Raw genomic sequence first — 25224 nt, forward strand, 5'->3', positions numbered from 1 at the left:
GCGTCGGGACGGGGTGGGGAAGGCCCGACACGTTCACGGTGGCGGCGGCGATGGCCGTGCGGACGACGACGTTCCGGCCGTTGATCGCGGTCCGGCCCGGGTACTGGCGGCCGGCGAACTTCGCCGCCGCGGCGGCGTCGCCCGCGACCCGAACCGGCACATCGCCGTCGGCCAGCGGCGGCTGCTCGACCTGACCGCCCGGGGCGAGGTCCTGGACGACAACCTCTACACCGCGCCCGGCAGGTTCGGCGGCGGTGGCGCGGGCACGACCTGGCTGGTCGGGTCGGCCGCGGAGGTGGCGCGGTCACTGCGCAGGTACCAGACCCTCGGCATCGCCCACTTCGTGCTGTCCGACACCCCGTACCTGGCGGAGATCGAACGGCAGGGCGATCTGCTCCTGCCGCTGCTGCGCGGCGGGGAGGGGGCCCCGCACCGGGCCTTCCACAACAAACCGGATATAGTCCACAAACCTACCTAATTCTTACGGAGTAACGGTGTCGAGTAAGCTCGCCGGCGTCCTGGCCGCCCTCACCCTGCTCGTGGCCGCGTGCGGGTCCGGTACCGGGAACACGCCGCGGGGCGGCTCGTCCGCCGCGCCCGGCTCCGCCGCCACGATCGAGGTCGGCTCCCTGTACGAACCGCAGAACCTCGACAACATCGCGGGCGGCGGGCAGGGCGTGACCGAGGCTTTCAACGGCAACGTGTACGAGGGCCTGTTCCGGCTGACCGACGCCGGCAAGGTCGAGAACCTGCTGGCGGAGAGCTACAAGGTCGCCGACGACGGCCTGACCTACACCTTCAAGCTGCGCCAGGGCGTGCGGTTCCACTCCGGCAAGGCGCTGACGGCCGCCGACGTGACGAACAGCATCGAGCGGGTCCTCGCCGAGGACTCCCAGTCGGCGCGCAAGAGCAACCTCAAGGTGATCAAGTCCGTGACCGCCCCCGACGACGCCACCGCCGTCGTCGAGCTGTCCAGCCGGTCCATCTCGCTGGTGTACAACCTGAGCTACGTGTGGATCGTCAACGCCGCCGCCAAGGACCTGACCACCGCCGCCGACGGCACCGGGCCGTACAGGCTGGGCGCGTGGAAGCGCGGCTCGACGCTGAGCCTCGCGCCCTTTTCCGGCTACTGGGGCCCCCGCCCCGCCAACGGCGGAGTCGTGTTCCACTACTTCACCGAGGCCACCGCGCTCAACAACGCGCTGCTGACCGGCGCGGTGGACATCGTCACCAGCCAGCAGAGCCCCGACGCGCTGAGCCAGTTCACCGGCAACCCGGACTACAAGATCGGCGAAGGCCACTCCACCACCAAGCTGCTGCTCGCCTTCAACGACCGCAGGGCGCCGTTCGACAAGCCGCAGGTGCGCAGGGCGGTCGCCGCGGCCATCGACGACGCCAAGCTGCTGGAGTCGGTGTGGGCGGGCCACGGCAGCCTGATCGGCTCGATGGTGCCGCCCACCGACCCGTGGTACGAGGACCTGACCTCGCTCGACCGCCACGACGTCGAGCAGGCCAAGCGGGACCTTGCCGCGGCGGGCTACGCCCAGGGCTTCCGCTTCACGCTCGACACCCCCAACTACGATCCGCACCCCACCGCCGCCACGTTCATCAAGGGCGAGCTGGCCAAGGTCGGCATCACGGTGGACATCAACGTGATCACCGCCGACGAGTGGTACACCAAGGTCTACAAGAACCGGGACTTCGCCGCCACCATGCAGGAGCACGTCAACGACCGGGACGTGGTCTGGTACGGCGACCCCGGCTTCTACTGGGGCTATGACGACGAGCAGGTCACCGCGTGGGTGGCGGAGGCCGAGCGGGCCAAGACCACCGAGGAGCAGACCGCGCTGCTGAAGAAGGCCAACCGGCGGATCGCCGAGAACGCGGCCAGCGACTGGATCTACCTCTACCCGCAGATCGTGGTGGCCTCCTCGGCGCTGTCCGGCTACCCGGTCAACGGCCTCAACTCGCAGTTCTACGCATACGGGATCAAGAAGGGCTGATGGCGCGCTACCTGCTGCGCCGTACCGCCTTCCTGCTCGGTTCGCTGCTGGCGGCGGCGGGGCTGTTGTTCCTGCTGCTGCGGATGCTGCCCGGCGACCCGGCCAACGCGCTGCTGTCGGTCGGGGCGACGCCGGAGCAGATCGCCGCGGCCCGCCGCCAGATCGGATCGGACCGGCCCCTGGCCGAGCAGTTCTGGACCTGGCTGACCGGGCTGGCCCGGCTGGACTTCGGCACGTCGTTCGTCAGCAGGCTGCCGGTCGGGCCGGAGATCTCGGCCCGGCTGGCGGTCACCGTGCCGCTGACGCTGCTGTCGTTCGCGCTCGCGGTGGCGGTGGCGGTGCCGGTCGGGTTCGTGGCGGCATGGCGGTCCGACCGCTGGTACGGGGCGGCGCTGAACGCGATCTCCCAGCTCGGCATCGCGGTGCCGGTGTTCTGGATCGGGATGTTGCTGGTGACGGTGTTCGCGCTGCGGCTGCGGCTGCTGCCGGCGGGCGGGTTCCCGCGCGATGACTGGGCCGAGCCGGGCCGGGCGCTGACCGCGCTGGCCCTGCCGGTCATCACGATCGCGCTGGTCATGTCGGCCTCCCTGATCCGGTACGTCCGTTCGGCCACCCTCGACGTGCTGGGCAGCGACTACCTGCGCACCGCGCGGGCGCTCGGGTCGTCCTTCGCCGGGGCCATGTGGCGGCACGGGCTGCGCAACGCCGCCGTGCCGGTCATCTCGATCCTCGGCATCGAGCTGGCCACGACGTTCCTCGGTGCGGTGGTCGTGGAGAGCGTGTTCACCCTGCCGGGGCTCGGGACGATGCTGGTCGAGGGGATCGCCGAGCACGACTATCCGGTCATCCAGGGCGTACTGGTGGTCAGCACGTTCGGGGTGCTGGTGATCGGGTTCGCCGCGGACCTGGTGCAGCGGCTGGTCGATCCGCGATTGCGGGCGCACCTGGGCAGGGGGCGCAGGTGAGGGGGCGGCTGACGTTCGCGGCGGGGTGCGCACTGGTGGGGCTGGTGCTCGCGGTGGCGCTCGTGTCGCTGGTGTGGCTGCCCTACGATCCGGCCGACACCACGGGCGGGCGGCTCGCGCCGCCGGGCGGCGCGCACCTGCTCGGCACCGACAAGCTGGGCCGCGACCTGCTCACCCAGCTCATGGCGGGCGCGCGGACCGCGCTGATCGCCGGGATCGGCTCGGTGCTGGTCGGCGGGCTGCTCGGGGTGACGGGCGGGCTGCTCGCCGGTTTCGCGACCCGCTGGTTGGACGACGCGCTCTCGGCGGCGCTGGACATCGTCATCGCGTTCCCGACCTTGCTGCTGGCGATGCTGGTGGCGGCGGCGCGGGAGGCGTCGCTCGGTTCGGTGGTGCTGGCGATCGGGCTGGGGATGTCCGCGATCGTGGCCCGGCTGACGCGGGTGCTGGTCAAACGGGTGCTGGCGCAGGACTACATCACGGCCGCGCGGACCTCCGGCACCTCCTGGCCGCGGATCGTGGCCGAGCACGTGCTGCCGAACATCTGGCCGATGCTGCTCGTCAACCTGGCGCTCCAGCTCGGGCTCGCGGTACTGGCCGAGGCCGCCCTGTCCTACCTCGGCCTCGGTCCTCCCCCGCCGAACGCCTCCTGGGGCCGGCTGCTCCAGGAGGCCCAGGCGACGGTACTGACCGCGCCGACCGGCGCCATCGCGCCGGGCGTACTGCTCGTCGTCCTGGTCGTGGGCACGAACCTGGTCGCCGACGGCCTGCGCGACCTCGCCGACCCGACCCGCAGGAGGAGCCGATGAGCGCGCTGGCGGTGACCGGCCTGTCGATCCGCCACGCGGACGGCCGCGAACTGGTCCACGACCTGTCCCTCGCGCTCGCCCCCGGCGAACGGCTCGGCCTGATCGGCGAGTCCGGCTCGGGCAAGTCGCTGACCGCGCTGGCCGTCATGGGGCTGCTGCCCGCCGGGATGGCCGCGCACGGCAGCGTACTGCTGGGCGGCACCCAGGTGATCGGGACGCCGGACCGCAGGCTGAACCGGGTGCGCGGCCGGGCCGCCGCGGTGGTCTTCCAGGAGCCCCTGACCGCGATGGACCCGCTGATGCGCGTCGGGCGGCAACTCGCCGGGCCGATCCGCCGCCGCCGTGGGCTGCGCGGCGCGCGGCTGCGGGCCGCGGTCCTCTCGGCCCTCGCGGAGGTACGGCTGCCGGACCGGGCCGCCGTGGCCTACCCGCACGAGCTGTCCGGCGGGCAGCGCCAGCGGGCGGCCATCGCCATGGCCCTGGCCTGTGAACCCGAACTGCTGATCGCCGACGAGCCGACCACGGCGCTGGACGTCACGGTGCAGGCCGAGATCCTGGCCCTGCTGGACGGCCTGGTCACCGGCCGGGGGATGGCGCTGCTGTTCATCAGCCACGATCTCGCGGTCATCGCCGAGGTGGCCGACCGGGTGGTGGTGCTCAAGGACGGCTCCATGGTGGAGTCGGGAAGGACGCGTGACATCGTGCGCGAGCCGCGGCACGCCTACACGCGCTCGCTGGTGGACAGCGCGTGGGCGCTGGAGGGCGAACTCGATCGGCTGGCCCCGTGACCGCCGCTCCGGCCGCCGTGCTGGCGGCGCACGAGGTGGGGTACGCCTACCGGGGCGGACGGCCGGTGCTGGAGGAGGTCTCGGTGTCCGTGACGCCGGGGCGCGGCCTGGCCCTGGTCGGCGAGTCCGGCGCGGGCAAGACCACCCTGCTGCGGCTGCTGCTCGGCCTGGCCAGGCCGGCCTCGGGCCGGGTGCTGTTCGACGGCGCGGAGCTGAACCCGCGCGATCGGGCGTTCCGCCGCGCGGTCCAGCCGGTGTTCCAGGACCCGTACTCCTCGCTCGACCCGCGCCGCCGCGCCGGCCGCATCGTCTCCGAACCGCTGCGCTCGCTCGGCCTGCTCGCCCCCGGGTCCCGCGCGGCCCGGCGGGAGGAGGCGGCCGAGCGGGTGGCCGAGGCGCTGCGCTCGGTCGGGCTGCCCGCCGATGCGGCCCGCCGCTATCCGCACGAGTTCTCCGGCGGGCAGCGGCAGCGCGTCGCGATCGCCAGGGCCATCGTGAGCGGCCCCCGGGTGCTGCTGGCCGACGAGCCGGTCAGCGCGCTGGACGTCACCACCCGGGTTCGTGTGGTCGAACTGCTCGGCGGCCTGGCCGAAACCCACGGGGTGACGGTCGTGGTGGTCTCGCACGACCTGGCGGTGGTCGCGGCGCTGTGCGCCGACACCGCGGTCATCGAGCGCGGGCGGGTGGTGGAGCAGGGCCGCACGGCGGACGTACTGGGCGCTCCCTCGCACCCGTACACCAGGCGGCTGCTCGACAGCGTGCCCCGGCTCAGCCGCGCCGCCCGGCTCGGCCCGCCGTAGAAGGGTTCAGTCCTGGGTGCGCGGCCTGCGTTCGGCCCTGCGTTCGGTGGGCGGCAGCAGGAGCACTTCCAGGGCCCGCGCGTGCGCGATGAACCACCCGATCCGCGCGTCGCTGATGACCATCTACGTAAAGCGCACGGCCGGCGCGTACCGCACATGATCGAGCCGGTCGAGCACCGGCACCGCGACCGTGCGGATGCCATCGCCCGATTCCCCGTCGTTGAGCGCGTACCCCGCCTCGCGGACCCGGTCCAGCTCGGCGCGCAGCTCGCCGTGGTCCACGATCGTGGGGCCGGTCATCGCCCGCAGCGGCCCGAGCGCGGAAAGATCCGCCCGCCCCTCCGGGTCCCAGGCCAGCGGCACCTTGCCCAGCGCCGTGGAGTGCAGCGGGCGGCGGCTCGGCATCCGCAACTTCGGCTTCGCGCCGTTGAAGCTGCCCCCCGACCTGGGCACCTGCCGGGCGTCGGGGTCGGGCTCGCCGCCCCGCAGATCGGCATCCCGCTGGCCCTTGCCGTCATCGAGGACCCGGCCGAAGTGCCGCCGGAGATCGCCGCCGAGCGGGAACGCCCGCCCCAGCCGCGGCTCGAACTCATCAACCCCGTGGTCACCCCACTGGGTTCGCGTTACCACGCGTTCCACGAGGGATGCCTGAGCGTGGAAGGGCTGACGGCCGTGGTCCCGCGGCACGCGAAGGTCCGGCTCTCGGCCCTCGACGGGGCCGGGCGCCCGTACGAGGCGGAGCTGTCCGGCCGGCCGGCCCGCATCGCCCAGCACGAGACCGACCACCTGAACGGCACGCTCTACCTCGATCGGGCCGAACCGCGCTCGCTGTCGACCATCGGCAACCACGAGCGCTTCTGGGCCGCGCCGGCCCGCTGACCGCCGCTCAGTAGGCCCTGATCAGCCGGGCGAGGTGGCGGGCGGCGATGCGCAGGGGCTGCTCGCTGGCCGAGACGCGGCACAGCAGCTCGGCCCCTTCCAGCGTGCTGAGCACCGTGCAGGCCAGGTCGCGGGCGTCATCGACCGGGATGCCGGCGGCGGCGAGCCTGACCGCCACCAGCTCGCGCCACTGCCCCAGCGCCTCCTCCGACGCGAGCTGGATCGCGGGCGAGCGCCCGATGAACTCCAGTGCGGTCGCCGCGACCGGGCATCCGTCGCTCCAGTCGGAGTCGCGCAGGGTCTGAGCCATCAGCCGGGCGCACTCGGCCACCGCCTCGGCCGGGTCGTCGGTGCTGTCGAGGCCGGTACGCAACAGGTCGGTGAACTCCTGGGACCCGTAGCGCAGCGCCTCGACGGCCAGCTCCTGCTTGCCCCCGGGAAAGAAGTGGTACACCGAGCCGAGCGTGGCGCCGGCGTCGGCGGCGATGCGCTTGATGCCGGTCGCCTCATAGCCCTGCCGCTGCATGAGGGTGGCAGCGGCGCGGACGATCCGAGTCCGCGTGTCGGCCTGGGCGTCGGGGTGGGCAGAGACCATCGGCGATGCTTTCATGGCCCCATCCTAGTGGATAGAGCGCTCGTTCTACTGCTGCTATAGTCACTAAAACGAACGCTCTAACTAGGAGGAACGGCATGTCTGACGCCACCCTGTTCGACGATCACCCCGGGTACCGCCGGATGTTCGCCCCCGGGCGCTTGACCGTCGGGCTCTTCCTTCCGCTGTGGCAGTACACGGGCGACATGGAGGCGATGGCCGGGCAGGCCGAGTCGGTGAAACTCGCCGACCGATCCGGCTTTTCGGCCATCTGGGTGCGTGACATCCCGCTGGCCGACCCCGCCTTCGGCGATGTCGGCCAGGTCTACGACCCCTGGACCTACCTCACCTGGCTGGCCGCTCACACCAGCCAGGCCGCGCTGGCCGCCGGTAGTGCGATCTTCACCCTGCGCCACCCTCTCGACCTGGCCAAGCAGGCCGCCTCCATCGACCATCTGTCCGGCGGGCGGCTGATCCTCGGCGCGGCGAGCGGAGACCGGCCGGTCGAGTTCCCCGCCTACGGCGTGGACTTCGACACGCGCGGCGACCGCTACCGCGAGGCCGTGGAGATGTTCCGCACCCTCCTGGAGTCGTCGTCACCGGCGATCAACTCCCCCCTCGGGCGGATGCAGGGCGTGGACCTGCTGCCCAAGCCGGTCAGCAGGCGCATCCCGCTGCTGGTCACGGGATCCTCGCGGCAGAAGCCGGAGTGGATCGCGAGCAACGCCGACGGCTGGCTCACGTATCCGGGAGACACCACCTCGGCCGCGGGCGCCATCGCGCTCGGCCGCCGCGCGGCGGCCTGGCGGGACCTCATCCCCGGCGGGGAGTGGAAGCCGGTGGCCACCAACGAGTGGATCGAGCTGGTCGAGGATGAGAACCACCCACCCCGGCCGCTGCGCGGCGGCTTCGTCCTGCGCACCGGCACCAAGGCGCTGATCGAGGCGCTGGGCCGCTGGCAGGACGCCGGGATCAACCACATGGCGCTCGGCGTGCAGCACGGCGCCCGGCCCGCCGCCGAGGCCGTCGAGCAACTGGCCGAGCAGGTGCTCCCGCACTTCCCGGCCCTGGCCGGCCCCGCGCCCAAGGCTCCGCTGTGGTGACGCCGCACCCGCAGGGGCCCGGCACGCTGCACCGCCCGGTGACCGCGGACGAGCACCGGCAGGCGATGCGGCACCTGGCCACCGGGGTCGCGGTGCTCACCACGCGCCACGACGGCCTGCCGCACGCGATGACCCTGAACACGGTGCTGTCGGTCTCCACCCGGCCGCCCACCTTATTGGTGTCGCTCGGCACGCAGAGCCGTACGCACGGGATCCTGCACAGTGCCGCCTGCTACACGGTCAACATCCTGGCCAGCGACCAGCGGCATCTGGCCGAGCGCTTCGCCGCGAAACGGCCGATGGGCATGAGCCAGTTCGACGGGGTGCCGTGGGAGCCGTCCCCGATCACCGGGAACCCGGTGCTGCCGGACGGCCTCCTCGCCATCGACTGCCGCATCGGGCGGCGCATCCCGATCGCCGACCACACGTTGTTCATCGGCGACGTGCTCGGTGTCACTCCGGCACGCACCGGGGCGGCACCACTGGTCTTCGCCTGCGGCGACTACGAGCCGGAAGGCCGCTGAGCCGCGTTCCCCACACTCCTCCGGCGGGCGGCATCGAGGTCCGCTAGACTCTACAAGCTGTAGTACTACCAGCTATAAAGTCAATGACGCAACCAAGTAGTTGCCATAGGCTGGCGATCACGCGGTTGCCACTCGCCGGAGGCCGTCATGGGACTTCCCGACCACACCGGGCCGGCCATCGAGCCGGACGCCGAGCAGGTCGCCGAGCAGGTGTTCGTGGCCCTGGCCGACCCGAGCCGCCGGGCCATCCTGGCCGAGCTGGCCGCGGGCGGACCGGCCACCGCCACGGAGCTGGCCCTCCGCCTGCCGATCACCCGGCAGGCGATCGCCAAGCACCTGACCCTGCTGACCGTGACCGGCCTGGTACGCCCGGAGCAGGGCGAGCGGCGCCGCGTGCGCTACCGGCTCAGCTCGGCTCCCATGCGCGCGACCCGGCGCTTCCTGACCGACCTCGCCCGCGACTGGGACACCGGACCCGGCTGATCAAGGCAGCGGGAGTTCGCCGGTGCAGGCCGCCAGGCCGTACCGGCTGGGCCCGGCGCTTCCGGACCGCACTTCCGGACCGGCCGGTCCACGACCGGGAGGCCGGGGCGGGTGTTCACGGGGGCGGGTCGCCGGGCTCCAGGCGGACCGTGCCCGCGCCGCCGTCGATCGTGATGAGCCGTCCCGTCTCTATCTCGCGGGTGGCGTCGCGGACGCAGATCACGGCCGGGATGCCGTACTCCCGGGCGACGGTCGGTCCGTGCGCCACCGGTGACCCGGTCTCGGTCACCAGCCCCGCCGTGGTCATGAACAACGGGGTCCAGCCGGGGTCGGTCGTCGGGGCGACCAGGATCTCGCCCGGCTCGATGTGCGCGCCGGCCGGGTCGTGGATCACCCGTGCCCGCCCGGTCGCGCGGCCCGCCGCGCCCGCCATCCCGCGCAGCACCCCCTCCTCGGCGGGTTCTCGCGGCGCGAGCGCCTCCACGTCGGTGCCGTCCGACAGCAGCGCCCCCGGCACGATGACCCGCCGCAGTTCGCGCTCGTACTCGGCCCGGCGGGCCGCCGCCAGGTCCCGCTGGTCGGCCCCGCGATGCACGGCGGCGCGGACCTCGGACAGGTCGAGGAACATGATGTCGCCGCCGCGCTCCAGCAGGCCGCGGGCGGCCAGGTCCGCGCCGATCGCCAGAAGCTGGTGGCGCGCCGCCCGCAGCGCCGGCAGCCAGGCGAACTTCGCGAGTTCCCGCAGCCCGGTCAGCTTGCGCGCGCGGCGCATGCAGAAGGTCGCGAGGCGCCCGCGTACCGGCCTGGCCCGGCGCGCCCGCCGCGCCAGCGTGCCGATCATCTGCTCCGCGCCGGCCGCGGCCCGCGCGAACCGCCGGTCAGGGGCCAGTTCGGGGTCCTCCAGCCGGAGGTAGTTGGCGATCGTGGCGAACAGCGGGGCCGGGTCGTCCTCCCAGCGGGGGACGCCGACGTCGACCTCCGCGGCGGCGCGCACGCCGTACCGGGCGAGGAATTCCGCCAGCCCGATGTCCGGAAGATCCCCGGCGCGGTACCTCGCGGCGAGTTCTTCCGGTGGCGTGGTGGCGAACAGGTCGCGGTGTTGGCGCGCCGCGGAGGCGACCCGCCACAGCGCGAGGTCCATCTCGGTGGTCACGTTGTAGGGCATGCCGCCGAGCACGGCGTCCAGTTCCTCGCCGGTCGCCACGCCGCCGAGCAGCGCGGACGGCGCCGCGCCGAGGAGCATGCCGGCCGCCAGCGGCCAGACCAGCCCCTGCATGTCCACGCTCATGACCGCCCTGTGGGATTCCTCGACGACCCAGCGCAGCCGGTCGGCGGAGGTGAGCGGTTCGGGCGGCGGCGTCGCCCGGCGCTCGATCTCGGCGAGCGCGCGATGGGCCCGGGCCCGCGCGGCGTCCGGCCGGGCCAGGCTCGCGGCGAGGCCGGCGACCGCGCCGGGCGCCAGCCGCAGGGCCATCCTCGCGGCGTCGCCGAGCCGGAACGGCAGGCCGCGGCGCGGAGCGAACCGCGGGTCGCCCATCATGAACTCGACGGCCCCCTGCATCCGCGGGCCGTACACCTCCAGCGAGGCTCGCAGCCGCCTGCGCAGGTAGGCGTTGCGGACGAAGTCGGTCAGGTCGAAGTACAGCCGGCCGCCGATGGTGATCAGCCGGGGCAGCGGGTCGCGTGGATCGACCCGTGCGCCCGCGCCCGTGAACCACATGCCCGCACCCAGCTTGATCATGGACAGCCCCATCGGCGTGATCGGCCTGAGCATCCCCTGCAGGTGCCCGAGTTCCAGGTAGAGCCGTGTGTCGCCGGTGTCGGGCGGGGCCGGGAACAGGGTGGTGATCGGCCGGGACTGGAGGAGCCAGAGCGTGCCGTCCGCGTCGAAGGCCCACTCGACGTCCTGCGGCGAGCCGAAGTGCCGTTGCAGCCGCAGCCCGGCGTCGCGCAGTTCCGCGAGCCGCCCGCCGGACAGGCACCCGCCGGGGGCCGCCGGAGGCGGTGTCCGGTGGCCGATGACGTAGTGGTCGGGCACGGCGGTGCCGTCCACGACGCCGGTGCCCGGGCCGGGGACGGCATCGACGACCATCCGGGTGCGGCAGCCGGCGATCGGGTCGGCGGTGAACATGACGCCGGCGGCCACCGAGTCGATCATGCGCTGGACCACGACGGCCATGGCGGCCTCGCCGATGCCCGCCCTGGCGCGGTAGGCGACGGCGCGTTCGGTGTTCAGGGAGTCCAGGCAGCGGCGGACCGCGTCGAGAAGCGGGCCGGGACCTTCCACGTCGAGGTAGGTGTCCTGCTGGCCGGCGAAGCTCGCCTCGGGCAGGTCCTCGGCGGTGGCGCTGGAGCGTACCGCGACCGGCCCGCCGCCCAGCCCCCGGTAGGCGCGCAGCAGTTCCTCCTCCGGCAGCGGCCCGGACCCGGCGGTCAGGCAGAAGCCCGCGGGGACCCGCTCACCCGCTCTGATCATCTCGCCGAGCCCGGCGGCCTTGCCGCCCACCAGCTCGATCATCGAGGAGTCGATCTCCGGCAGGGGGATCGGCCGCATCGCCACCTCCAAGGACCGCATCCTGCATCGGTACCCGGACTTAGCCGGACTTCACCCAGTTTCAGGCGGTGTCCCGCCAGCGGGCGGCGTGGGCGCTCAGGATGCGCACGAGCTGCTGTACCGGTTGGGGCAGATGGCGGGTGCGGGCGTACTGGGCGATGAGCAGCACGTCATCGGCCTCGGCCGCCGGGGGCGGGGCGGAGGTTCCGATGGCCGCCAGGAGTTCGCTGCGGGGCGTACACGCGCCCGTCACCGGGCCCCGTCACCCTGCTGGGTGATGATCAAGGAGGCGCGGATGCGCTGGCTCACGCCGCTGGCACTGGCGATACTCGTCCTGCTCACCACCGTGACCCCGGCCTCGGCCGAGCCGGAGGGCACGCTCACACTCGCAGCGCCGGCCGTGCGCGGCGGCGACCCGATCGAGGCGGCGTACAGCACGCCCCGCCCGCACGCGACCAACTGGCTCGGCCTTTACACCGACCCCGGCAACGGCCCGGTGGACCAGAGGTACGTCGGCCCGTCGGTCCGCTGGGTCTACGTCACCGAGGCGAGCGGGAAGGCCACCCTGCCCACCGACGGCCTCGACCCGGGGAACTACATCGTCTTCGCCCTGGCCGAGGACGGCTACCAGTGGTTCGCCCCGCCGGTGAAGGTGCGGATCACCAGTAGCGCGCCGCTGCACTTCGTGACCGACACCTTCGACCTGCGCAACGCCCGCGTGCTCGCGCCGTACCAGGCGACCGTGGGCGGGCTGGTCCGCGGCGACACCGACGGGCTCACCTTCCGCAAGATCGACGGCCCCCGGTGGACCCGGGTGGCGGCCGACGGCCGGATCACCGGCACCCCCCGGCTCGGCGACTCGCCGCGCCCCCGGCCGCTGCGCGTCGAGGCCCGCAACGCGCGCGGCGAGACCGGCACGGCGACCGTCGGCATCGACGTCCGGCCGCCCGGTCACAAGCTGGTGCCCGAGCTGAAGACGATGAGCTTCAACCTCTGGCACGGCGGCGGCCAGGTGGACAACGGCCGGGAGAAGCAGCTCCGGTTCCTGCTCAGGTCCGATGTGGACGTCGTGGGCCTGCAGGAGACCTCGGCGAGCTCCACCCGTGAGCTGGCCGAGTCGCTGGGCTGGGACCACCACCAGGCGGGCACCGACCTGGGCGTGATCAGCAGGTATCCCATCGTCGACCGCAAGCCCCCGGTGGACGGCGGCCCGCTGTCGGTGGCGACCAGGGTGCGGGTGCGGCTGGAGCCCCGCCAGGAGGTCGTGGTGTGGAACGTCCACCTCGGCTACAACCCCTACGGCCCCTACGACGCGTGCTTCGGCAGGATGAGGCGAGAACAGTTGCTGGCCAACGAGGAGCGCTCCGGCCGCACGCCGCAGATCAGGGCCATCCTCCAGGAGATGCGCCCCGACCTCGCCGCCGCGTGGCGCACGCCGGTGCTGCTGACCGGCGACTTCAACGCCGCCTCCCACCTGGACTGGACCCCGGCCACCCGCCGCTGCGGCTACCAGAGCGTCCCGTGGCCGGCCTCGGTGCTGCCGGAGCAGGCCGGGCTGCGCGACTCCTACCGGGTCGCCAACCGCGACCCCGTGGCCGACCCGGGCATCACCTGGTCGCCGATCTACCCGGTGTTCACCGGCGGCTACGGCCACGACTCGCACAAGGGCGAGCCGGAGCCGCAGGACCGGATCGACTTCGTCTACTACAAGGGCCCGCTGCGCGTGACCGGGTCCAAGACGCTGGTCGAGGGCACGCCCAAGGCCGTACCCGACCACCGGGGCAACGAGTGGACCTCCGACCACGCCGCCGTCCTGACGACCTTCAAGACCGCCTGGTTCTGACCCGCGCGAGACGGGGCCGGCCGCCGCGGGGATGCGGCGACCGGCCCTGACCGCGTCACAGCCCCTTCGGCCGGTCGCCGAAGTTCCAGCCGCCCGCGCACAGTTCCTTGATCGGCTCGAACCTCCTCAGCCTTCGCCGCCTGAGGAGAGCGCCCAGCGTCAGGAACACCGCGACCCCGGTGAGCCCGAGGAGCGTGACGCCGAGAACGGGGTTGAGCCCGTGCAGGAAAGCCGTCGCGAGTGCAGCCTTTCCGCGTGCCGCCGGATGTCGCGCGGGGCGGCGCGGACGGGGAGCCCGGTGATCCGGAAGGCGTTCTCCCGGTACAGGTCCGGTCGCAGGCGCTGCGATGTCATCCTTCGGCTCCGGAGATGCGCAGGGTGACCGTGCTGTTGCGCGCGTCGCCGCGGAACGGCGGCATGGTCCCGCCCATGGACGACAGCGCGAACCCGGCCGTCGGAATCCGCGCCCCGGCGCGGAGGATCTCACGGACCACGACGGCCCGCGCGAGGCCGAGTTCGGTGTTGCTCGCGTACTCGCCGCCGGGCGGCATGACCTGGCGGTCGGTGTGCCCGATCACGGCCTGCGCGCCGCTCCGCCCCGAGTCCCTGGAGATCGTCCCCGGCATCGACGCGAGGAGCCCCGATGTCGGGTTCGGCGGCTGGAAGTGCGGCTGGCGCAGCACCACCAGCGACACCTGGGTGGACCTGCGGTTCGACCGCGACCAGCCGCCCAGCGCCGGAGACGACGGCACGCCCGCCCGGTTCAACGACTACCCCGCGTTCGTCGAGGCGGAGGGCGACGGTGAGGAGACCTGCCTGGTCCAGGTGGTGTACCGCTCCTACACCGACGACCGGGGCCGCATCGCGGTGGAGAAGGTGCGCCTGGCGGTCGGCGGGTCGCGGCCGACGGACCGGCTGTGCCAGATGGCCAGGGGCCTCGCCGGTCCGGCGACCGCCCGGCTGCGGGCCGGCTGAGCGCCCGTCCGGGACCGCTCCGGACGGATCGAGAGACCTTTGCGAGTGCGCGCGTCCGACGAGCACCAAGAAGGCGAATCGATGAGCGTTCCCGACAGCCTCGCGCACGGCGTCGACCCGGCACGCCCCGGGACACTGCACGCCCGCACGATCGTGGCGGGCATCAGGGTGGGGCCGCGGCCCGGCCGTACCGTCCGGTTCGGCCGAACCGAGCGCCCCGACGTCGATCTGAGCGTGGGAGCGGACGACCTGTCGGTCAGCCGCCTGCACGCCGAACTCACCTACCGCACCGGCCGCTGGTGGCTGCGCAACCTGGGCCACCAGTTGACGCGCCTGCCGCGCGACCGGATGATGCACGGCTCCACCGAGCCCGTCCCGCTGGCCGACGGCTACACCCCGCTGTCCATCCGCGGCTCGGGCTACCGCCAGCATCTGGTGGAGCTGTACGTCACCGGCCAGGACGGCGAGACCCGCGTCAACCGCCACCAGGCCGAGACCATCCCGCCCAGGATCTGGGAGCCGAGCGAGACCGAGCGCCTGCTGCTGGTGGTCCTCGGCGAGCACTACCTGCTGTACGAGGAGCCCCCCGGCCGCTGACCTACGAGCAGGCCGCGGACCGGCTGGCCTACCTGCGTCCGGACGACAAGTGGCGGGTGCGCACGATCGAGCACCAGGAACCATGATCGTCACGAGGGTCAGGAGGGTGATGAGCAGCCGGTGCATTGGTTCCCCTTTCGGTAGATTCGCGGTGTTCACCGTGGTTCTATCCAGCCGACTCCGGGAGGGGTCCCGGTGCGGACGGGGTCATGAAGGGGTCATGAACTCGGCGGGGCGCAGCGCGCGGGACACGATGCGCACGTCCCCGATCCAGCCGTAGTAGCCCTGACCGTACCGCTCGGCGAACTGCGTGCCGCCGATCGCGAACGGCTTGCCCAGGGTGGAGATCCCCTTCGAGGGCTGCGTGGGATTGCGGGCGATCTTCGATCCGTCGACGTACACCACAGTACGCCTGCCGTCGTTGACGACCGCCACATGCGTCCAGCGGCCGGTCGGCAGGGTGTGGCTCCAGGAGGTCGGGTCCGCGTCCCGGTCCACCGGGTAGACGACGTACTGCAGGAACCGCTCCGGTGAGAGGTTGAGGCTGCACGTCGGCTCGTCCGGGGACCAGCCGCTGGACTTGCCCGCATCCCCGCTGCGCCCCTCCCAGCTCAGGATGCCCATCCAGGCGTGGTCGCCCTCGAAGGGCTCGGGGAGCTTGAGGAACACCTCGATGGTGTACCCGGACTCGAACTTCGCGGCGTTCAGCCGCGCGCCGGCCGCCGTCCTGAGCACCGCGCCGCGGTCGGGCGACTTGCCGCCGTCGAAGCGCAGGCTCGCGTGCGCCGGCTGGTCGCCGTGGTGCTCATCGGACCAGGTCAGCGCCCCGGCGGCGCTGTCGTGCAGCCGGGTGACGGTGAGGTCGTTGCCGTTGCCGCTGAGGTCGCGGACGACTGCGCCGTCCGGCACGGGCCTGCCCGCCGCGCCCGCGCCGGGCAGGCCGGCCGCGTCGAAGCGCCAGTAGGCCGCGGTGCCCCTGGGCATCACCGCCCGCGGCGGGCGCGGGCCGGGCTGCGGCGCGGGGGCGAAGCCCGCGAAGCGCCGGGCGGCGTCGAGTTCGAGGCTGAAGCGGTCCACTGGGCTCGTCAGTTCCAGGTTCTCGGCGGCCAGGAGGGTCCGGCGGCCGGGCTTTTCGGACGCAGCCAGGGGGAGACGGTCTCCACGTCGATCACGTCGCGGACGAGGTCGAAGGAGTACAGGCGGATCATCGCCGCGCCGCCGTAGTAGCGGTCCTGGTAGTTGGCCAGGTGGAGGTGGACGGGGTTGCCCGCGTCGTTGTTCAGGACGGTCCGTCCGGGCGGCCAGTAGTGCCCGCCCAGGGCGAGGAAGATCTGGTCGTTGCGCCGGATCAGCCGGTCCCACAGCCGCCGGCCGTGGTCGGACAGCCGGGCCTGCCCCTGCTCGTCGGCCACGGCGAGTTCGTGCGTGGTGAGGATGGCGGGAAGCCTGGCGTGCCGGTCGATGACGCCCTGCGCCCAGGCGAGTCCCTTGTCGGAGATCCGCCAGTCCAGGGCGAGCACCAGCCAGCGGCGGTTCGCGGCGGTCAAGACGTGGCAGCTGTTGTAGCCGTCCGGCGACGCGCCGCCGAACGTCGGCATCCCGGCGTACCGGCGCGGCCCGAAGGCCCGCAGGTAGGGGGTGTCGCCGCGCTGGTCGTCGGTCCGGGAGTCCACGTCGTGGTTGCCGGCGAGCACGCTGTACGGCACGCGCCCGTCCACCGCGCGGAACGCCCGGTCGGCCAGGCCGATCTCGTGCGCGCTGCCATGCTCGGTGACGTCCCCGAGGTGCGCCAGGAAGGCGATGTTCCGCTCCTCCCGCCGGTCGGCGAGGTAACGGAAGGTCTCCCGCAGCGGCTCGGGGTCGGAGCTGTCCTCGTCGAAGAGGTACTGGGTGTCGGGCAGTACGGCGATCGTGAACCGGGGGCTGTGCGGGTCGAATCGCCCCCGGCCGAACCCGGTGGCCTCCGCGCCACCGGCGGCCTCGGCGGGTGTGCCCGCCCACGCGACTCCCGCCGCGGCCACGGGGGTGGTGACCGCCGCGCGCAGCAGTCCCCTGCGCCCGACGCCCTCGACAACGTTGTCCTTGCCGTTCATGTGTCGCTCGTCCCTCATCCTGCTCGGCCGCCGATCGGTCGGTGGTGACCGCAGCACTGTCCCGCCCACGCGTGACGGGCCGATGGCGAGCACCCGAACACCGGGGGCCCGGTGATCGACACACCGGGACCCGCCGCCTGCCGTCTCTTCGGGCTCCTTTAAGATCCGTAAAGGCGCGAGTTTCAGGAGCGGACATGATCGAGCGGGAGCAGGCCCCGGCGGGCGTCGATCCGACGGTGCCTAGCGTGGCGCGGATATACGACCACCTGCTCGGCGGTAAGGACAACTTCGCCGCCGACCGTGAGGCCGCCGCGCAGATCGTGCGGCTCTCCCCCAACGCCAAGGACGCGGCCCGGGCCAACCGGGCGTTCCTGGGCCGGGCCGTACGTGTGCTCGCCGAGATCGGGATCGACCAGTACCTCGATATCGGCACCGGCCTGCCGACCCAGGACAACGTCCACCAGGTGGCCCGGCGCTCCGGCGACGCGAGCAAGGTCGTCTACGTGGACAACGACCCGATCGTGCTCACCCACGCCCGCGCGCTGCTCGCCGAAACCCCCGACACCATCGTGGTCAAGGGCGACATGCGTGAGCCGAAGGCCATCCTCGGCCATCCGGAGGTCGCCGCGCATCTCGACTTCCGGCGCCCGCTGGCGGTGCTCATGGTGGCGGTGCTCCACTTCCTTCCAGACGACGAGCAGGTCCAGGGGATCATCCGCACCATCCGTGACTCCGTGCCCTCGGGCGGCTACCTGGTGATCTCGCATGTGACGGCGGGCGATCTGGACCGCGAGGTGGTGGCGGAGGGCCGCCGGCTCTACAGCAAGACCACCGCCGGGAACGTGACGCTGCGCGGGCGCGACCAGATCGCCGCCCTCTTCGAGGGCCTGGAGCTGCTGGAGCCGGGGCTGGTGGCCGCGAACGACTGGCGCGGCGACGTCGCCCTGGACCCGTCGCTCAGCGGCCCGGGGGGCGTGGGCGTGCTCTGCGGGGTCGGCCGGGTGCCCTGAGCCGCGGCCGGGCCGGTCGGCGGACGTGCGCACAGTTCCGCCGGCCGACGGGCGAATGTGCACGATCATTCATGTTCTCGTCACGATGGATCAGTGAGATCACCCAGTGCTCTCCCTTCGCTCGTGTGCCACCCTCACCGTCGCCGCCGCCGTCGCCGGCGCGGCTGCCCAGGCGATTTCGCCCGCTCCTCGGGCGTCTTTCGCCATGGCGGCACGGGCACGCGGGGCCGAACCCCGGCCACGGGCTGTGGCGGAAGATCTCCTTCCCGGTGGCCGCCACATGGCTGGCACTGGTGTTGTACGGAGCGATCGTCTTCCTGCCACAAGGAGTCACGCACCTCTATCAGCAGGTGTGGCCACCGCCTTGCGCAGAGGCATTGCAGCTCATCGTGATCACCGAACCCGAGAACATTCCCACGGTGCGCGACAAGGCCGACGCGTTCACCCGGGATGAGACCGTCGACGGTTGCCCGAAGTACCGGATTCTGGTGAGCCCCACCCCGCCGGTCAATGAAATGATGTAAGGCCTGCAGAACGAGTGGCGGCGTGACGACGCCCTGGAAAGAGACAGCCCGCACCAAAGCCTTCTGGGGGCGCAACCCGACATATGTCGCCATCAGCACCGGGGAGGCCGAGCGTGTGCGCAGGGCGGTGAACTCCCGTTCCATGCGGCCGGTCATCGGCCGGTCGGTCGGCTCGGGCCGCCTGGTGGTCGCCTTGCCCGCCGGTGTGGCGGACGTGCTCGAACTCTCGCCGCAGGGCAGGCCGCTCGCGGAGATGCTGGGAACGATCCACTCGACCCTGGGAGTGCGGCCGCTGCACCCGCAACCGGCGCCCGTACGAAGCCCCGGACATGCGCGGAACTTCCCGGGCTCGGCACGCACGGAACGACTCCCCCCGCGCCGCGCGGGGCGGACGGCGAACCGCCGGACATCACCCCCAAGCAGTTGAGCGAGTTCGCCGACGCGATACAGCGCGCCGTGCGGAACACGAAGACCCGGCCTCCCTCCATCCACTACGCGACCTTCAGTGAGGTGTTCCGCACCTGCACGCGCGATGTCATCCTCGGCAAGCTGTCGCCAGACGACCTGGACTTCGACCGCTTCGCGGACGCGCTGCGCGCCGCGCTGGACGGCAGGCGCCTGGAAAGCCCCTGCCGCCCCCACTCCTAGGCCGGGCGCGCGGTCTCGGCCGTCGAGCCGGGGGGCGCGTAGCCGGTCTGCCGGAGGATCGCCACGAAGAAGTCCTTTATCATCGGGGCGCCGAGGGTGTCGGGGTAGGCGCCCAGGTGGTGCAGGACCGCGCCGTTGAGCATCTCCTGAAGGACGCGGACGTCGGTGACGCGGGGCAGGCGGCCCTGGTCGCAGGAGCGGCGGAGCGCGTCTCGGGTGGCCTCGGCGCGGCGGCCGCCGTGGGCGTTGCGGTAGGCCTGGAGGAGTTCGGGGTAGTCGTCCACCGCGCCGTACAGGCGGCGGAGCATGCGGCGGTTGCGGGGGTTGCTCAGGTAGGTCGCCCAGTTGTCCAGCATGTGCTCGAGGTCGGGCCACTCCAAGGTGTCCGGGTCGTGGTTCTGGTGTACCGACTCGATGGCCTGGATCAGCAGGGCGGTCTTGTCGGTGAACCTTCGGTAGACGGTGGCTCTGGTCACCCCCGCCCGCTGGGCGACCTGCTCGATGCTGGTCTCGCTGGCGCCGCGCTCGATCAGCAGGTCGAGCGCGGCGGCGAGGACCGCCGCGTCGACCTCCTGGCTGCGGGGCCGCCCGCGCAGACGCGGGGTTCGCGCGACGTCGGTCATGTCGTTAGGCCCATCACTCCTGCTGCGCGAACGAGACGGTGCCGGTTTGGCGGCACCAGTGTATTCAGCGGCGGAGGGAGAGTCTTTTTCATCGGAAGCGCCGTCAGCCGATCTTGGTGACCATGGCATCGAACCTCCTGTCGGACAGCAGCCGGTTGAGTGTCAGGATCGTCTTGGCCATGTAGCCCACGGCGTAGCGCGGCTTGGGGGTACGGAGTCCGAGCACCTTCCTGATCGTCTGGGCGACCACGGCGGGGTCGGACGCCTTGTGGGTGCCCTCGGCGCGGCTCGCCATCGCCTCGGCCAGCCTCCCGTACGGCCCGCTCCCGGAGACCTCGCGCAGTTCACGCGGCGTCTCGTCCTCGAACTCGGTCTTGATGATGCCCGGCTGGACGACCACGACCTTGATCCCGAACGGCAGGCATTCCTGCCGCAGCGAGTCGGAGTAGGCCTCCAGGGCGTGCTTGGAGGAGTGGTACCAGGAGGCGAGCGGCAGGGAGATCTCGCCCGCGATCGAGGAGACGTTGACGATCGTCCCCGAGCGCTGTGCGCGCATGTGCGGCAGGACGAGCTGGGTGAGTCGCGCCGGGCCGAAGAGGTTGACCTCGAACAGCGCGCGGGCCTTGTCGACGGGTATGTCCTCGATCGCGCCGTGCAGCCCGATCCCGGCGTTGTTGATCAGCACGTCGATCCGGCGCTGTTCGTCGAGGATCGTGCGCACGACGCGGTCGAGGTCGCCCTCGTTGGTGACGTCCATCGCCACGGCGTGGCCGCCGGCCCGCCGCAGGTCGTCCATCCGCTGTACGCGGCGGGCCGCGCCGTAGACGACGTGGCCGGCCCTGCGCAGTTCCAGGGCGGTGGCGCGGCCGATGCCCGACGACGCTCCGGTGACGAGACAGATCTTGGCTGCCATCGATGGCTTCCTTCGCTTGAGGTGCCGGGCGGTTCGGTGGACCCGGCTATTTAAATGCAGAGCTGTACTGTATTGTAATTACGCCGGAGATGTGGTCAACACCCCCGGCGGCCCCGGCGCCGGTTCCGCGCGAGCCGGCCACACATGAGAGAGACGGGAATCAGCCATGAGCGCTTACGTGCTCGGTTTCCACGACATCGACAAGTCCGCGATCGGACTGGTCGGCGGCAAGGGCGCCAACCTCGGAGAGCTGTCCGGGATCGATGGCGTCAACGTGCCGTACGGGTTCTGCGTCACCACCGACGCCTACCGGGAGGTGGTGGAGGGCGACGCCGCCATCGGCGCGATGATCGACGGGCTGGCGGGGCTGCGGGCCGACGACCGGGAGGCCATCGCCGCGGCCTGCACGCGGCTGCGCGCCGCGATCGAGGCGCTGGACGTGCCCACCGGCATCGGCCGCGACATCCTCGACCACCTCCGCCGGGCGGGCGGAGAGGACGTGCCGTTCGCGGTGCGCTCCAGCGCCACCGCCGAGGACCTGCCCTCCAGCTCGTTCGCCGGCCAGCAGGACACCTACCTGAACGTACGGGGCACCACGGCCGTGATCGACGCGGTACGGCGGTGCTGGGCCTCGTTGTTCACCGACCGCGCGACCGCCTACCGCATCCAGAACGGCTTCGACCACCGCGCGGTCCGGCTGTCCGTGGTCGTCCAGCGGATGGTCTTCCCCGAGGCGGCCGGCATCATGTTCACCGCCGACCCGATCTCCGGAAACCGCACGGTCGTCTCCATCGACGCCGGATTCGGCCTGGGCGAGGCGTTCGTCTCCGGACTCGTCAACGCCGACAACTACCGGGTGCGGGCGGGCCGGATCATCGAGAAGCGGGTCGCCACCAAGACGATGGAGATGCACGCCTCCCCCACGGGCGGCACGGAGGAGCGGCCGATCGAGCCCGCGCGGCGAAACGCCCAGACGCTCGGCGACGAGCAGATCCTCCTGCTGGAACGCCTGGGACGGCAGATCGAGGCGCACTTCGGCGCGCCCCAGGACATCGAGTGGGCCCTCTTCGAGGGGACCTTCCACGTGCTGCAGAGCAGGCCCATCACCACGCTCTACCCGGTGCCGCCCACCCACGACGGCAAGAACCACGTGTTCGTCTCCTACGGGCACCGGCAGATGATGACCGACGCGTTCGCCCCGCTCGGCCTGTCGTTCTTCACGCTGCTGCACGACAAGCTGGGCCGTACGGCCGGCATCGTGGCGGGCAACCGCTTCTACAAGGACGTCTCCGCCGAGCTCGCCTCGCTGTGGGCGCGGCCCGCGATGATCAAAAGCCTGCAACAGGTCGACGCCCTGATGGCCAACGCCCTGCGGGCGGTGCTGACGCACAAGGACTTCATCGGCTCGCTGGCGCGCGGCAAGACCTCGATGCTGGACTTCGGCGAGGGCGGCCTCATGCCGATCGCCCGCCAGTACCTCAAACTGGCCCGCGAGGACGACCCCCGCGTCGTGCCCGACCTGATCGCGCACACCGAGGCGACGGTCGAACGGCTCCGCCAGAACATCGCCGGCAAGACCGGCGACGAGCTGTTCCAGGTCATCATAGACGACCATGACGTGCTGTCGGAGCTGACCTTCGACCCGCGCAGCGTGGCCGCGGCCTTCCTCGGCATCCAGTCGGTGAACTGGGTGAACAAGCACATGGACGACTGGCTGGGGGTGAAGAACGCCGCCGACGCGGTCGGCAGGTCCGCCGACCACAACGTCGTCGCCGCGATGGGCCTCGACCTGCTGGAGGTCTCCGACATCGTGCGGCGCTACCCCGACGTGGTGCGGTACCTCAAGACGGCCCGCCGGGAGACCTTCTACAGCGGGCTCGCCGAGGTCGAGGGCGGCGAGACCGTGCGCGTCGCCCTCCAGAACTACCTGCGCCTGTACGGCATGCACTGCACCGGCGACATCGACATCACCAGGACTCGCTGGACCGAGGACCCGACGCTGCTGGTCCCGCTGCTGCTCGGCAACATCGAGAACTTCGCGCCGGGCGAGGCCCGCCGCAAGGCCGAGGGAGGCCGCGCGCTGGCCGAGCAGACCATCAACGACCTCCTCGCCCGGCTGCGCAAGCTGCCCGGCGGCTCGGGCAAGGCCAAGAAGGCCGCCAAGAAGATGAGCCTGATCCGCCACTTCATCGGCTACCGCGAATACTCCAAGCACTCGCTGCTGCTGCGCTACGAGATCTACAAGCAGGCGCTCATGCGGGAGGCGGCCCTGCTGGTGGACCGCGGAGTGATCAAGGAGCCGGAGGACGTGTACTTCCTGTCCATCGAGGAGTTCAGGAAGGTGGTCAACACCGGTGAGCTGGACTACTCGCTGATCACCAGCCGCCGGGAGGCGCACGAGGTCTACCAGAAGCTGACCCCGCCCCGGGTGATCACCTCGGAGGGCGAGGTGATCAGCGGCGAGTACGAGCCGGGCAACAGGCCGGAGGGCGCGCTGAGCGGCAGCCCGGTCTCCTCCGGCGTCGTCGAGGGCCGGGCCCGGCTCGTGCTGAAGATGGACGAGGCCGACGTGCAGGAGGGCGACATCCTGGTCACGGTCTTCACCGACCCGAGCTGGTCGCCGCTGTTCGTGTCGGTCAAGGGCCTGGTCATGGAGGTCGGCGGGGTGATGACGCACGGCGCGGTGGTCGCCCGCGAGTACGGCCTGCCCGCCGTCGCCGGCGTGGAGGACGCGACCAAGCGCATCAAGGACGGCCAGCTCATCCGGGTCAACGGCGACGAGGGGTACGTGGAGATCCTGGGCGACGCCTAGCCGTCGCGTTCCTCGCCGCGCATTGACGAGAATCGTTTGGGCCCATACATTCTCGTTCACCAGCAGACGCGGTGAGACGGAAGGACGGGGCCGAAATGCCGGGCACGGACATCTCCCATGACGAGTGGCTGGGCATGGCCGCCGCCCTCGCCCCGGCCACCCGCCACCACATCGACGGCGAGGACCTGCCCGGCGCCCCGGCCGGTTTCCCGGTCGTCTCGCCGCGCGACGGCGGCACGCTGGCCGAGGTCGCCGACGGCGGCGAGGCCGAGATCGGGCTCGCGGTGGCCGCCGCCCGGCGCGCCTTCGACGAGGGCCCGTGGCCGCGCATGGCCCCGGCCGAGCGGGGCCGGGCCCTGCTGCGGCTGGCCGAGCTGATCGAGCGGCACCGCGAACGGCTGGCCCTGCTGGTCTCGCTGGAGATGGGCAAGCCGATCAGCGACGCGTACGCCATCGAGCTGCGCGCCGCGATCGGCACCTTCCGCTGGTACGGCGAACTGGCCGGCAAGCAGTCCGACGAGGCGCCCCAGGTCGCCCCCGACGCCCTCGCCCTGGTCACCCGGGAGCCCGCGGGCGTGGTCGGCGCGGTCGTGCCGTGGAACTTCCCGCTCACGCTGGCCTCCTGGAAGGTCGCGCCCGCGCTGGCCGCCGGCTGCACGGTGGTGCTGAAGCCCTCAGAGCTGTCCCCGCTGTCCGCGCTGGAGCTGGGCAGGCTGGCGACCGAGGCCGGGCTGCCGCCCGGCGTGCTGAACGTCGTCTGCGGCGACGGCCCCACCGCCGGGCGCGCGCTCGGCCTGCACCCCAGCGTGGACGTGCTGGCCTTCACCGGCTCCGCGCCGGTCGGCCGGGAGTTCATGCGCTACTCGGCCGACTCCAACCTCAAGCGGGTCTGGCTGGAGCTGGGCGGCAAGTCCCCCAACATCATCCTGCCGGACGCCCCCGACCTCGCGGCGGCCGCCGCCACCGCCGCCTGGGGCGTGTTCTTCAACCAGGGCGAGATGTGCACCGCGCCCTCCCGGCTGCTGGTCCACCGCTCGATCGCCGAGGAGGTCACCGCGGCGGTGACCGAACGCGCCCGCGCGCTGGTGGTCGGCGACCCGCTCGACCCGGCGACCGAGATGGGCCCGCTGGCCGGTGAACGCCACCTGGAACGCGTGCTCGGCCACATCGAGGCCGGCATCGCGGCCGGGGCCCGGCTGCGCGCCGGGGGCGAGCGGATCGCCACCTCCGGCAGCTTCCTCCAGCCGACCGTCTTCGACCGGGTGGATCCGGGCATGCGGCTGGCCAGAGAGGAGATCTTCGGGCCGGTGCTGTCCGTGCTCGTCTTCGACGACGTGGACGAGGCCGTCGCGCTGGCCAACGCCACCGAGTACGGCCTGGCCGCGGGCCTTTGGACGGCCGACCTGCGCACCGCGCACCGGGTGTCCCGGGCGCTGCGGGCCGGGACGGTGTGGGTGAACTGCTACGAGGAGGGCGATCTGACCGTGCCGTTCGGCGGGATGAAGCAGTCCGGCAACGGCCGGGACAAGTCCGTGCACGCGCTGGAGAAGTACAGCGAGCTGAAGACCACCTGGATCCAGCTGTGAGACCGCTGATCGCCGTACCGGCCCGGTTCTCCGCCTCCGCCTCCGCGCTGCGTTACGCCGCGGAGGTCAGCGCCAGGGCCCTGGTCGAGGCGGTGTGGCG

The 25224-nt window shown here is 72.2% G+C and carries 26 protein-coding genes and 1 pseudogene; 18 read left to right on the forward strand and 9 right to left on the reverse strand.

Annotated elements, in window-relative coordinates:
• From C1I98_RS43745 to C1I98_RS11385, 6 genes and pseudogenes are all read left to right on the forward strand, one after another.
• A pseudogene (locus tag C1I98_RS43745) lies at positions 1 to 478 on the forward strand (hypothetical protein); the annotation flags it as partial.
• A gap of 16 nt (positions 479 to 494) precedes the next feature.
• A complete protein-coding gene (locus tag C1I98_RS11365; RefSeq protein ID WP_111167134.1) occupies positions 495 to 2003 on the forward strand; it encodes an ABC transporter substrate-binding protein in 1509 nt (502 codons plus the stop codon).
• The gene (locus C1I98_RS11370; protein WP_111167135.1) at positions 2003 to 2968 is read left to right on the forward strand and encodes an ABC transporter permease; all 966 of its coding nucleotides are present in this window, start codon (positions 2003 to 2005) and stop codon (positions 2966 to 2968) included. The genes C1I98_RS11365 and C1I98_RS11370 overlap by 1 nt, the downstream gene beginning before the upstream one ends.
• A complete protein-coding gene (locus tag C1I98_RS11375; RefSeq protein ID WP_233507697.1) occupies positions 2965 to 3777 on the forward strand; it encodes an ABC transporter permease in 813 nt (270 codons plus the stop codon). The genes C1I98_RS11370 and C1I98_RS11375 overlap by 4 nt, the downstream gene beginning before the upstream one ends.
• A complete protein-coding gene (locus tag C1I98_RS11380) occupies positions 3774 to 4565 on the forward strand; it encodes an ATP-binding cassette domain-containing protein (RefSeq protein WP_111167136.1) in 792 nt (263 codons plus the stop codon). Before C1I98_RS11375 ends, C1I98_RS11380 begins: the two co-directional genes overlap by 4 nt.
• Positions 4562 to 5365, forward strand: coding sequence for an ABC transporter ATP-binding protein (locus C1I98_RS11385; RefSeq protein ID WP_233507703.1), 804 nt, complete (start codon positions 4562 to 4564; stop codon positions 5363 to 5365). The genes C1I98_RS11380 and C1I98_RS11385 overlap by 4 nt, the downstream gene beginning before the upstream one ends.
• Before the next feature lie 123 nt (positions 5366 to 5488).
• Here C1I98_RS11385 and C1I98_RS43750 read toward each other — a convergent pair whose 3' ends face one another.
• Positions 5489 to 5995, reverse strand: a complete 507-nt coding sequence (locus tag C1I98_RS43750; protein WP_233507705.1) for an IclR family transcriptional regulator domain-containing protein — start codon at positions 5993 to 5995, stop codon at positions 5489 to 5491.
• On the opposite strand from C1I98_RS43750, the gene C1I98_RS11395 reads away from it, so the two are divergent.
• Positions 5882 to 6244 carry a peptide deformylase gene (locus C1I98_RS11395; RefSeq protein ID WP_233507725.1) on the forward strand — a complete coding sequence of 121 codons (363 nt, stop codon included), beginning with the start codon at positions 5882 to 5884 and terminating at the stop codon, positions 6242 to 6244. The two genes, C1I98_RS43750 and C1I98_RS11395, sit on opposite strands and share 114 nt — an antisense overlap.
• 7 nt (positions 6245 to 6251) lie before the next feature.
• Here the strand turns inward: C1I98_RS11395 and C1I98_RS11400 are convergent, their stop codons facing one another.
• Complete coding sequence (locus C1I98_RS11400; protein ID WP_233507707.1) at positions 6252 to 6854, reverse strand: TetR/AcrR family transcriptional regulator; 603 nt, start codon at positions 6852 to 6854, stop codon at positions 6252 to 6254.
• Positions 6855 to 6934: 80 nt separating this feature from the next.
• On the opposite strand from C1I98_RS11400, the gene C1I98_RS11405 reads away from it, so the two are divergent.
• The 3 genes from C1I98_RS11405 (at position 6935) to C1I98_RS11415 (ending at position 8946) form a co-directional block, all read left to right on the forward strand.
• A complete protein-coding gene (locus C1I98_RS11405; RefSeq protein WP_111167138.1) occupies positions 6935 to 7939 on the forward strand; it encodes an LLM class oxidoreductase in 1005 nt (334 codons plus the stop codon).
• Positions 7933 to 8463, forward strand: coding sequence for a flavin reductase family protein (locus tag C1I98_RS11410; protein WP_111167139.1), 531 nt, complete (start codon positions 7933 to 7935; stop codon positions 8461 to 8463). The genes C1I98_RS11405 and C1I98_RS11410 overlap by 7 nt, the downstream gene beginning before the upstream one ends.
• A gap of 147 nt (positions 8464 to 8610) precedes the next feature.
• A complete protein-coding gene (locus C1I98_RS11415) occupies positions 8611 to 8946 on the forward strand; it encodes an ArsR/SmtB family transcription factor (protein ID WP_233507709.1) in 336 nt (111 codons plus the stop codon).
• Between the two features lie 115 nt (positions 8947 to 9061).
• Here C1I98_RS11415 and C1I98_RS11420 read toward each other — a convergent pair whose 3' ends face one another.
• Both C1I98_RS11420 and C1I98_RS11425 read right to left on the reverse strand, forming a co-directional pair.
• Positions 9062 to 11500 (reverse strand): PEP/pyruvate-binding domain-containing protein, encoded by a 2439-nt coding sequence (locus C1I98_RS11420; protein ID WP_111167154.1) that lies wholly within the window; start codon positions 11498 to 11500, stop codon positions 9062 to 9064.
• Positions 11501 to 11561: 61 nt separating this feature from the next.
• Positions 11562 to 11753 (reverse strand): hypothetical protein, encoded by a 192-nt coding sequence (locus C1I98_RS11425; RefSeq protein ID WP_111167140.1) that lies wholly within the window; start codon positions 11751 to 11753, stop codon positions 11562 to 11564.
• Between the two features lie 42 nt (positions 11754 to 11795).
• Here C1I98_RS11425 and C1I98_RS11430 point away from each other — a divergent pair, with 42 nt between their 5' ends.
• Positions 11796 to 13343: an endonuclease/exonuclease/phosphatase family protein gene (locus tag C1I98_RS11430; RefSeq protein ID WP_233507718.1), complete on the forward strand. Its 1548-nt coding sequence runs from the start codon at positions 11796 to 11798 to the stop codon at positions 13341 to 13343.
• Positions 13344 to 13693: 350 nt separating this feature from the next.
• Here the strand turns inward: C1I98_RS11430 and C1I98_RS11435 are convergent, their stop codons facing one another.
• Complete coding sequence (locus C1I98_RS11435) at positions 13694 to 13921, reverse strand: hypothetical protein (RefSeq protein WP_158557995.1); 228 nt, start codon at positions 13919 to 13921, stop codon at positions 13694 to 13696.
• Here C1I98_RS11435 and C1I98_RS11440 point away from each other — a divergent pair.
• Both C1I98_RS11440 and C1I98_RS11445 read left to right on the forward strand, forming a co-directional pair.
• Positions 13908 to 14318, forward strand: coding sequence for a hypothetical protein (locus C1I98_RS11440; protein ID WP_111167143.1), 411 nt, complete (start codon positions 13908 to 13910; stop codon positions 14316 to 14318). The genes C1I98_RS11435 and C1I98_RS11440 overlap by 14 nt on opposite strands.
• 81 nt (positions 14319 to 14399) lie before the next feature.
• Positions 14400 to 14915 (forward strand): FHA domain-containing protein, encoded by a 516-nt coding sequence (locus C1I98_RS11445; RefSeq protein WP_199536871.1) that lies wholly within the window; start codon positions 14400 to 14402, stop codon positions 14913 to 14915.
• Between the two features lie 207 nt (positions 14916 to 15122).
• Here C1I98_RS11445 and C1I98_RS42785 read toward each other — a convergent pair whose 3' ends face one another.
• The gene (locus C1I98_RS42785) at positions 15123 to 15992 is read right to left on the reverse strand and encodes a LamG-like jellyroll fold domain-containing protein (protein WP_199536872.1); all 870 of its coding nucleotides are present in this window, start codon (positions 15990 to 15992) and stop codon (positions 15123 to 15125) included.
• 8 nt (positions 15993 to 16000) lie between these two features.
• On the reverse strand, positions 16001 to 17008 hold the full coding sequence (locus tag C1I98_RS42790) for a metallophosphoesterase (RefSeq protein WP_199536873.1): 1008 nt from the start codon (positions 17006 to 17008) through the stop codon (positions 16001 to 16003).
• Between the two features lie 194 nt (positions 17009 to 17202).
• Between C1I98_RS42790 and C1I98_RS11455 the strand changes: the two genes are divergently transcribed.
• From C1I98_RS11455 to C1I98_RS11460, 3 genes are all read left to right on the forward strand, one after another.
• Positions 17203 to 18018: an SAM-dependent methyltransferase gene (locus C1I98_RS11455; protein WP_111167144.1), complete on the forward strand. Its 816-nt coding sequence runs from the start codon at positions 17203 to 17205 to the stop codon at positions 18016 to 18018.
• A 269-nt stretch (positions 18019 to 18287) separates the two neighbouring features.
• Positions 18288 to 18542: a hypothetical protein gene (locus C1I98_RS40420; RefSeq protein WP_146607381.1), complete on the forward strand. Its 255-nt coding sequence runs from the start codon at positions 18288 to 18290 to the stop codon at positions 18540 to 18542.
• Positions 18543 to 18965: 423 nt separating this feature from the next.
• Complete coding sequence (locus C1I98_RS11460; RefSeq protein WP_111167145.1) at positions 18966 to 19190, forward strand: hypothetical protein; 225 nt, start codon at positions 18966 to 18968, stop codon at positions 19188 to 19190.
• On the opposite strand, the gene C1I98_RS11465 is transcribed toward C1I98_RS11460, so the two are convergent.
• Positions 19187 to 19813 carry a TetR/AcrR family transcriptional regulator gene (locus tag C1I98_RS11465; protein ID WP_111167146.1) on the reverse strand — a complete coding sequence of 209 codons (627 nt, stop codon included), beginning with the start codon at positions 19811 to 19813 and terminating at the stop codon, positions 19187 to 19189. The genes C1I98_RS11460 and C1I98_RS11465 overlap by 4 nt on opposite strands.
• A 103-nt stretch (positions 19814 to 19916) precedes the next feature.
• Positions 19917 to 20726, reverse strand: a complete 810-nt coding sequence (locus C1I98_RS11470; protein WP_111167147.1) for an oxidoreductase — start codon at positions 20724 to 20726, stop codon at positions 19917 to 19919.
• A gap of 166 nt (positions 20727 to 20892) precedes the next feature.
• Between C1I98_RS11470 and rph the strand changes: the two genes are divergently transcribed.
• Both rph and C1I98_RS11480 read left to right on the forward strand, forming a co-directional pair.
• On the forward strand, positions 20893 to 23538 hold the full coding sequence (gene rph / locus C1I98_RS11475) for a rifamycin-inactivating phosphotransferase (RefSeq protein WP_111167148.1): 2646 nt from the start codon (positions 20893 to 20895) through the stop codon (positions 23536 to 23538).
• A gap of 95 nt (positions 23539 to 23633) precedes the next feature.
• Entirely contained in the window at positions 23634 to 25124 is a 1491-nt protein-coding gene (locus C1I98_RS11480; RefSeq protein WP_111167149.1) for an aldehyde dehydrogenase, read from the forward strand.
• Positions 25125 to 25224: the final 100 nt, after the last annotated feature.

This window comes from Spongiactinospora gelatinilytica, from assembly GCF_003236385.1.
Taxonomy (GTDB): Bacteria; Actinomycetota; Actinomycetes; order Streptosporangiales; family Streptosporangiaceae; genus Spongiactinospora; species Spongiactinospora gelatinilytica.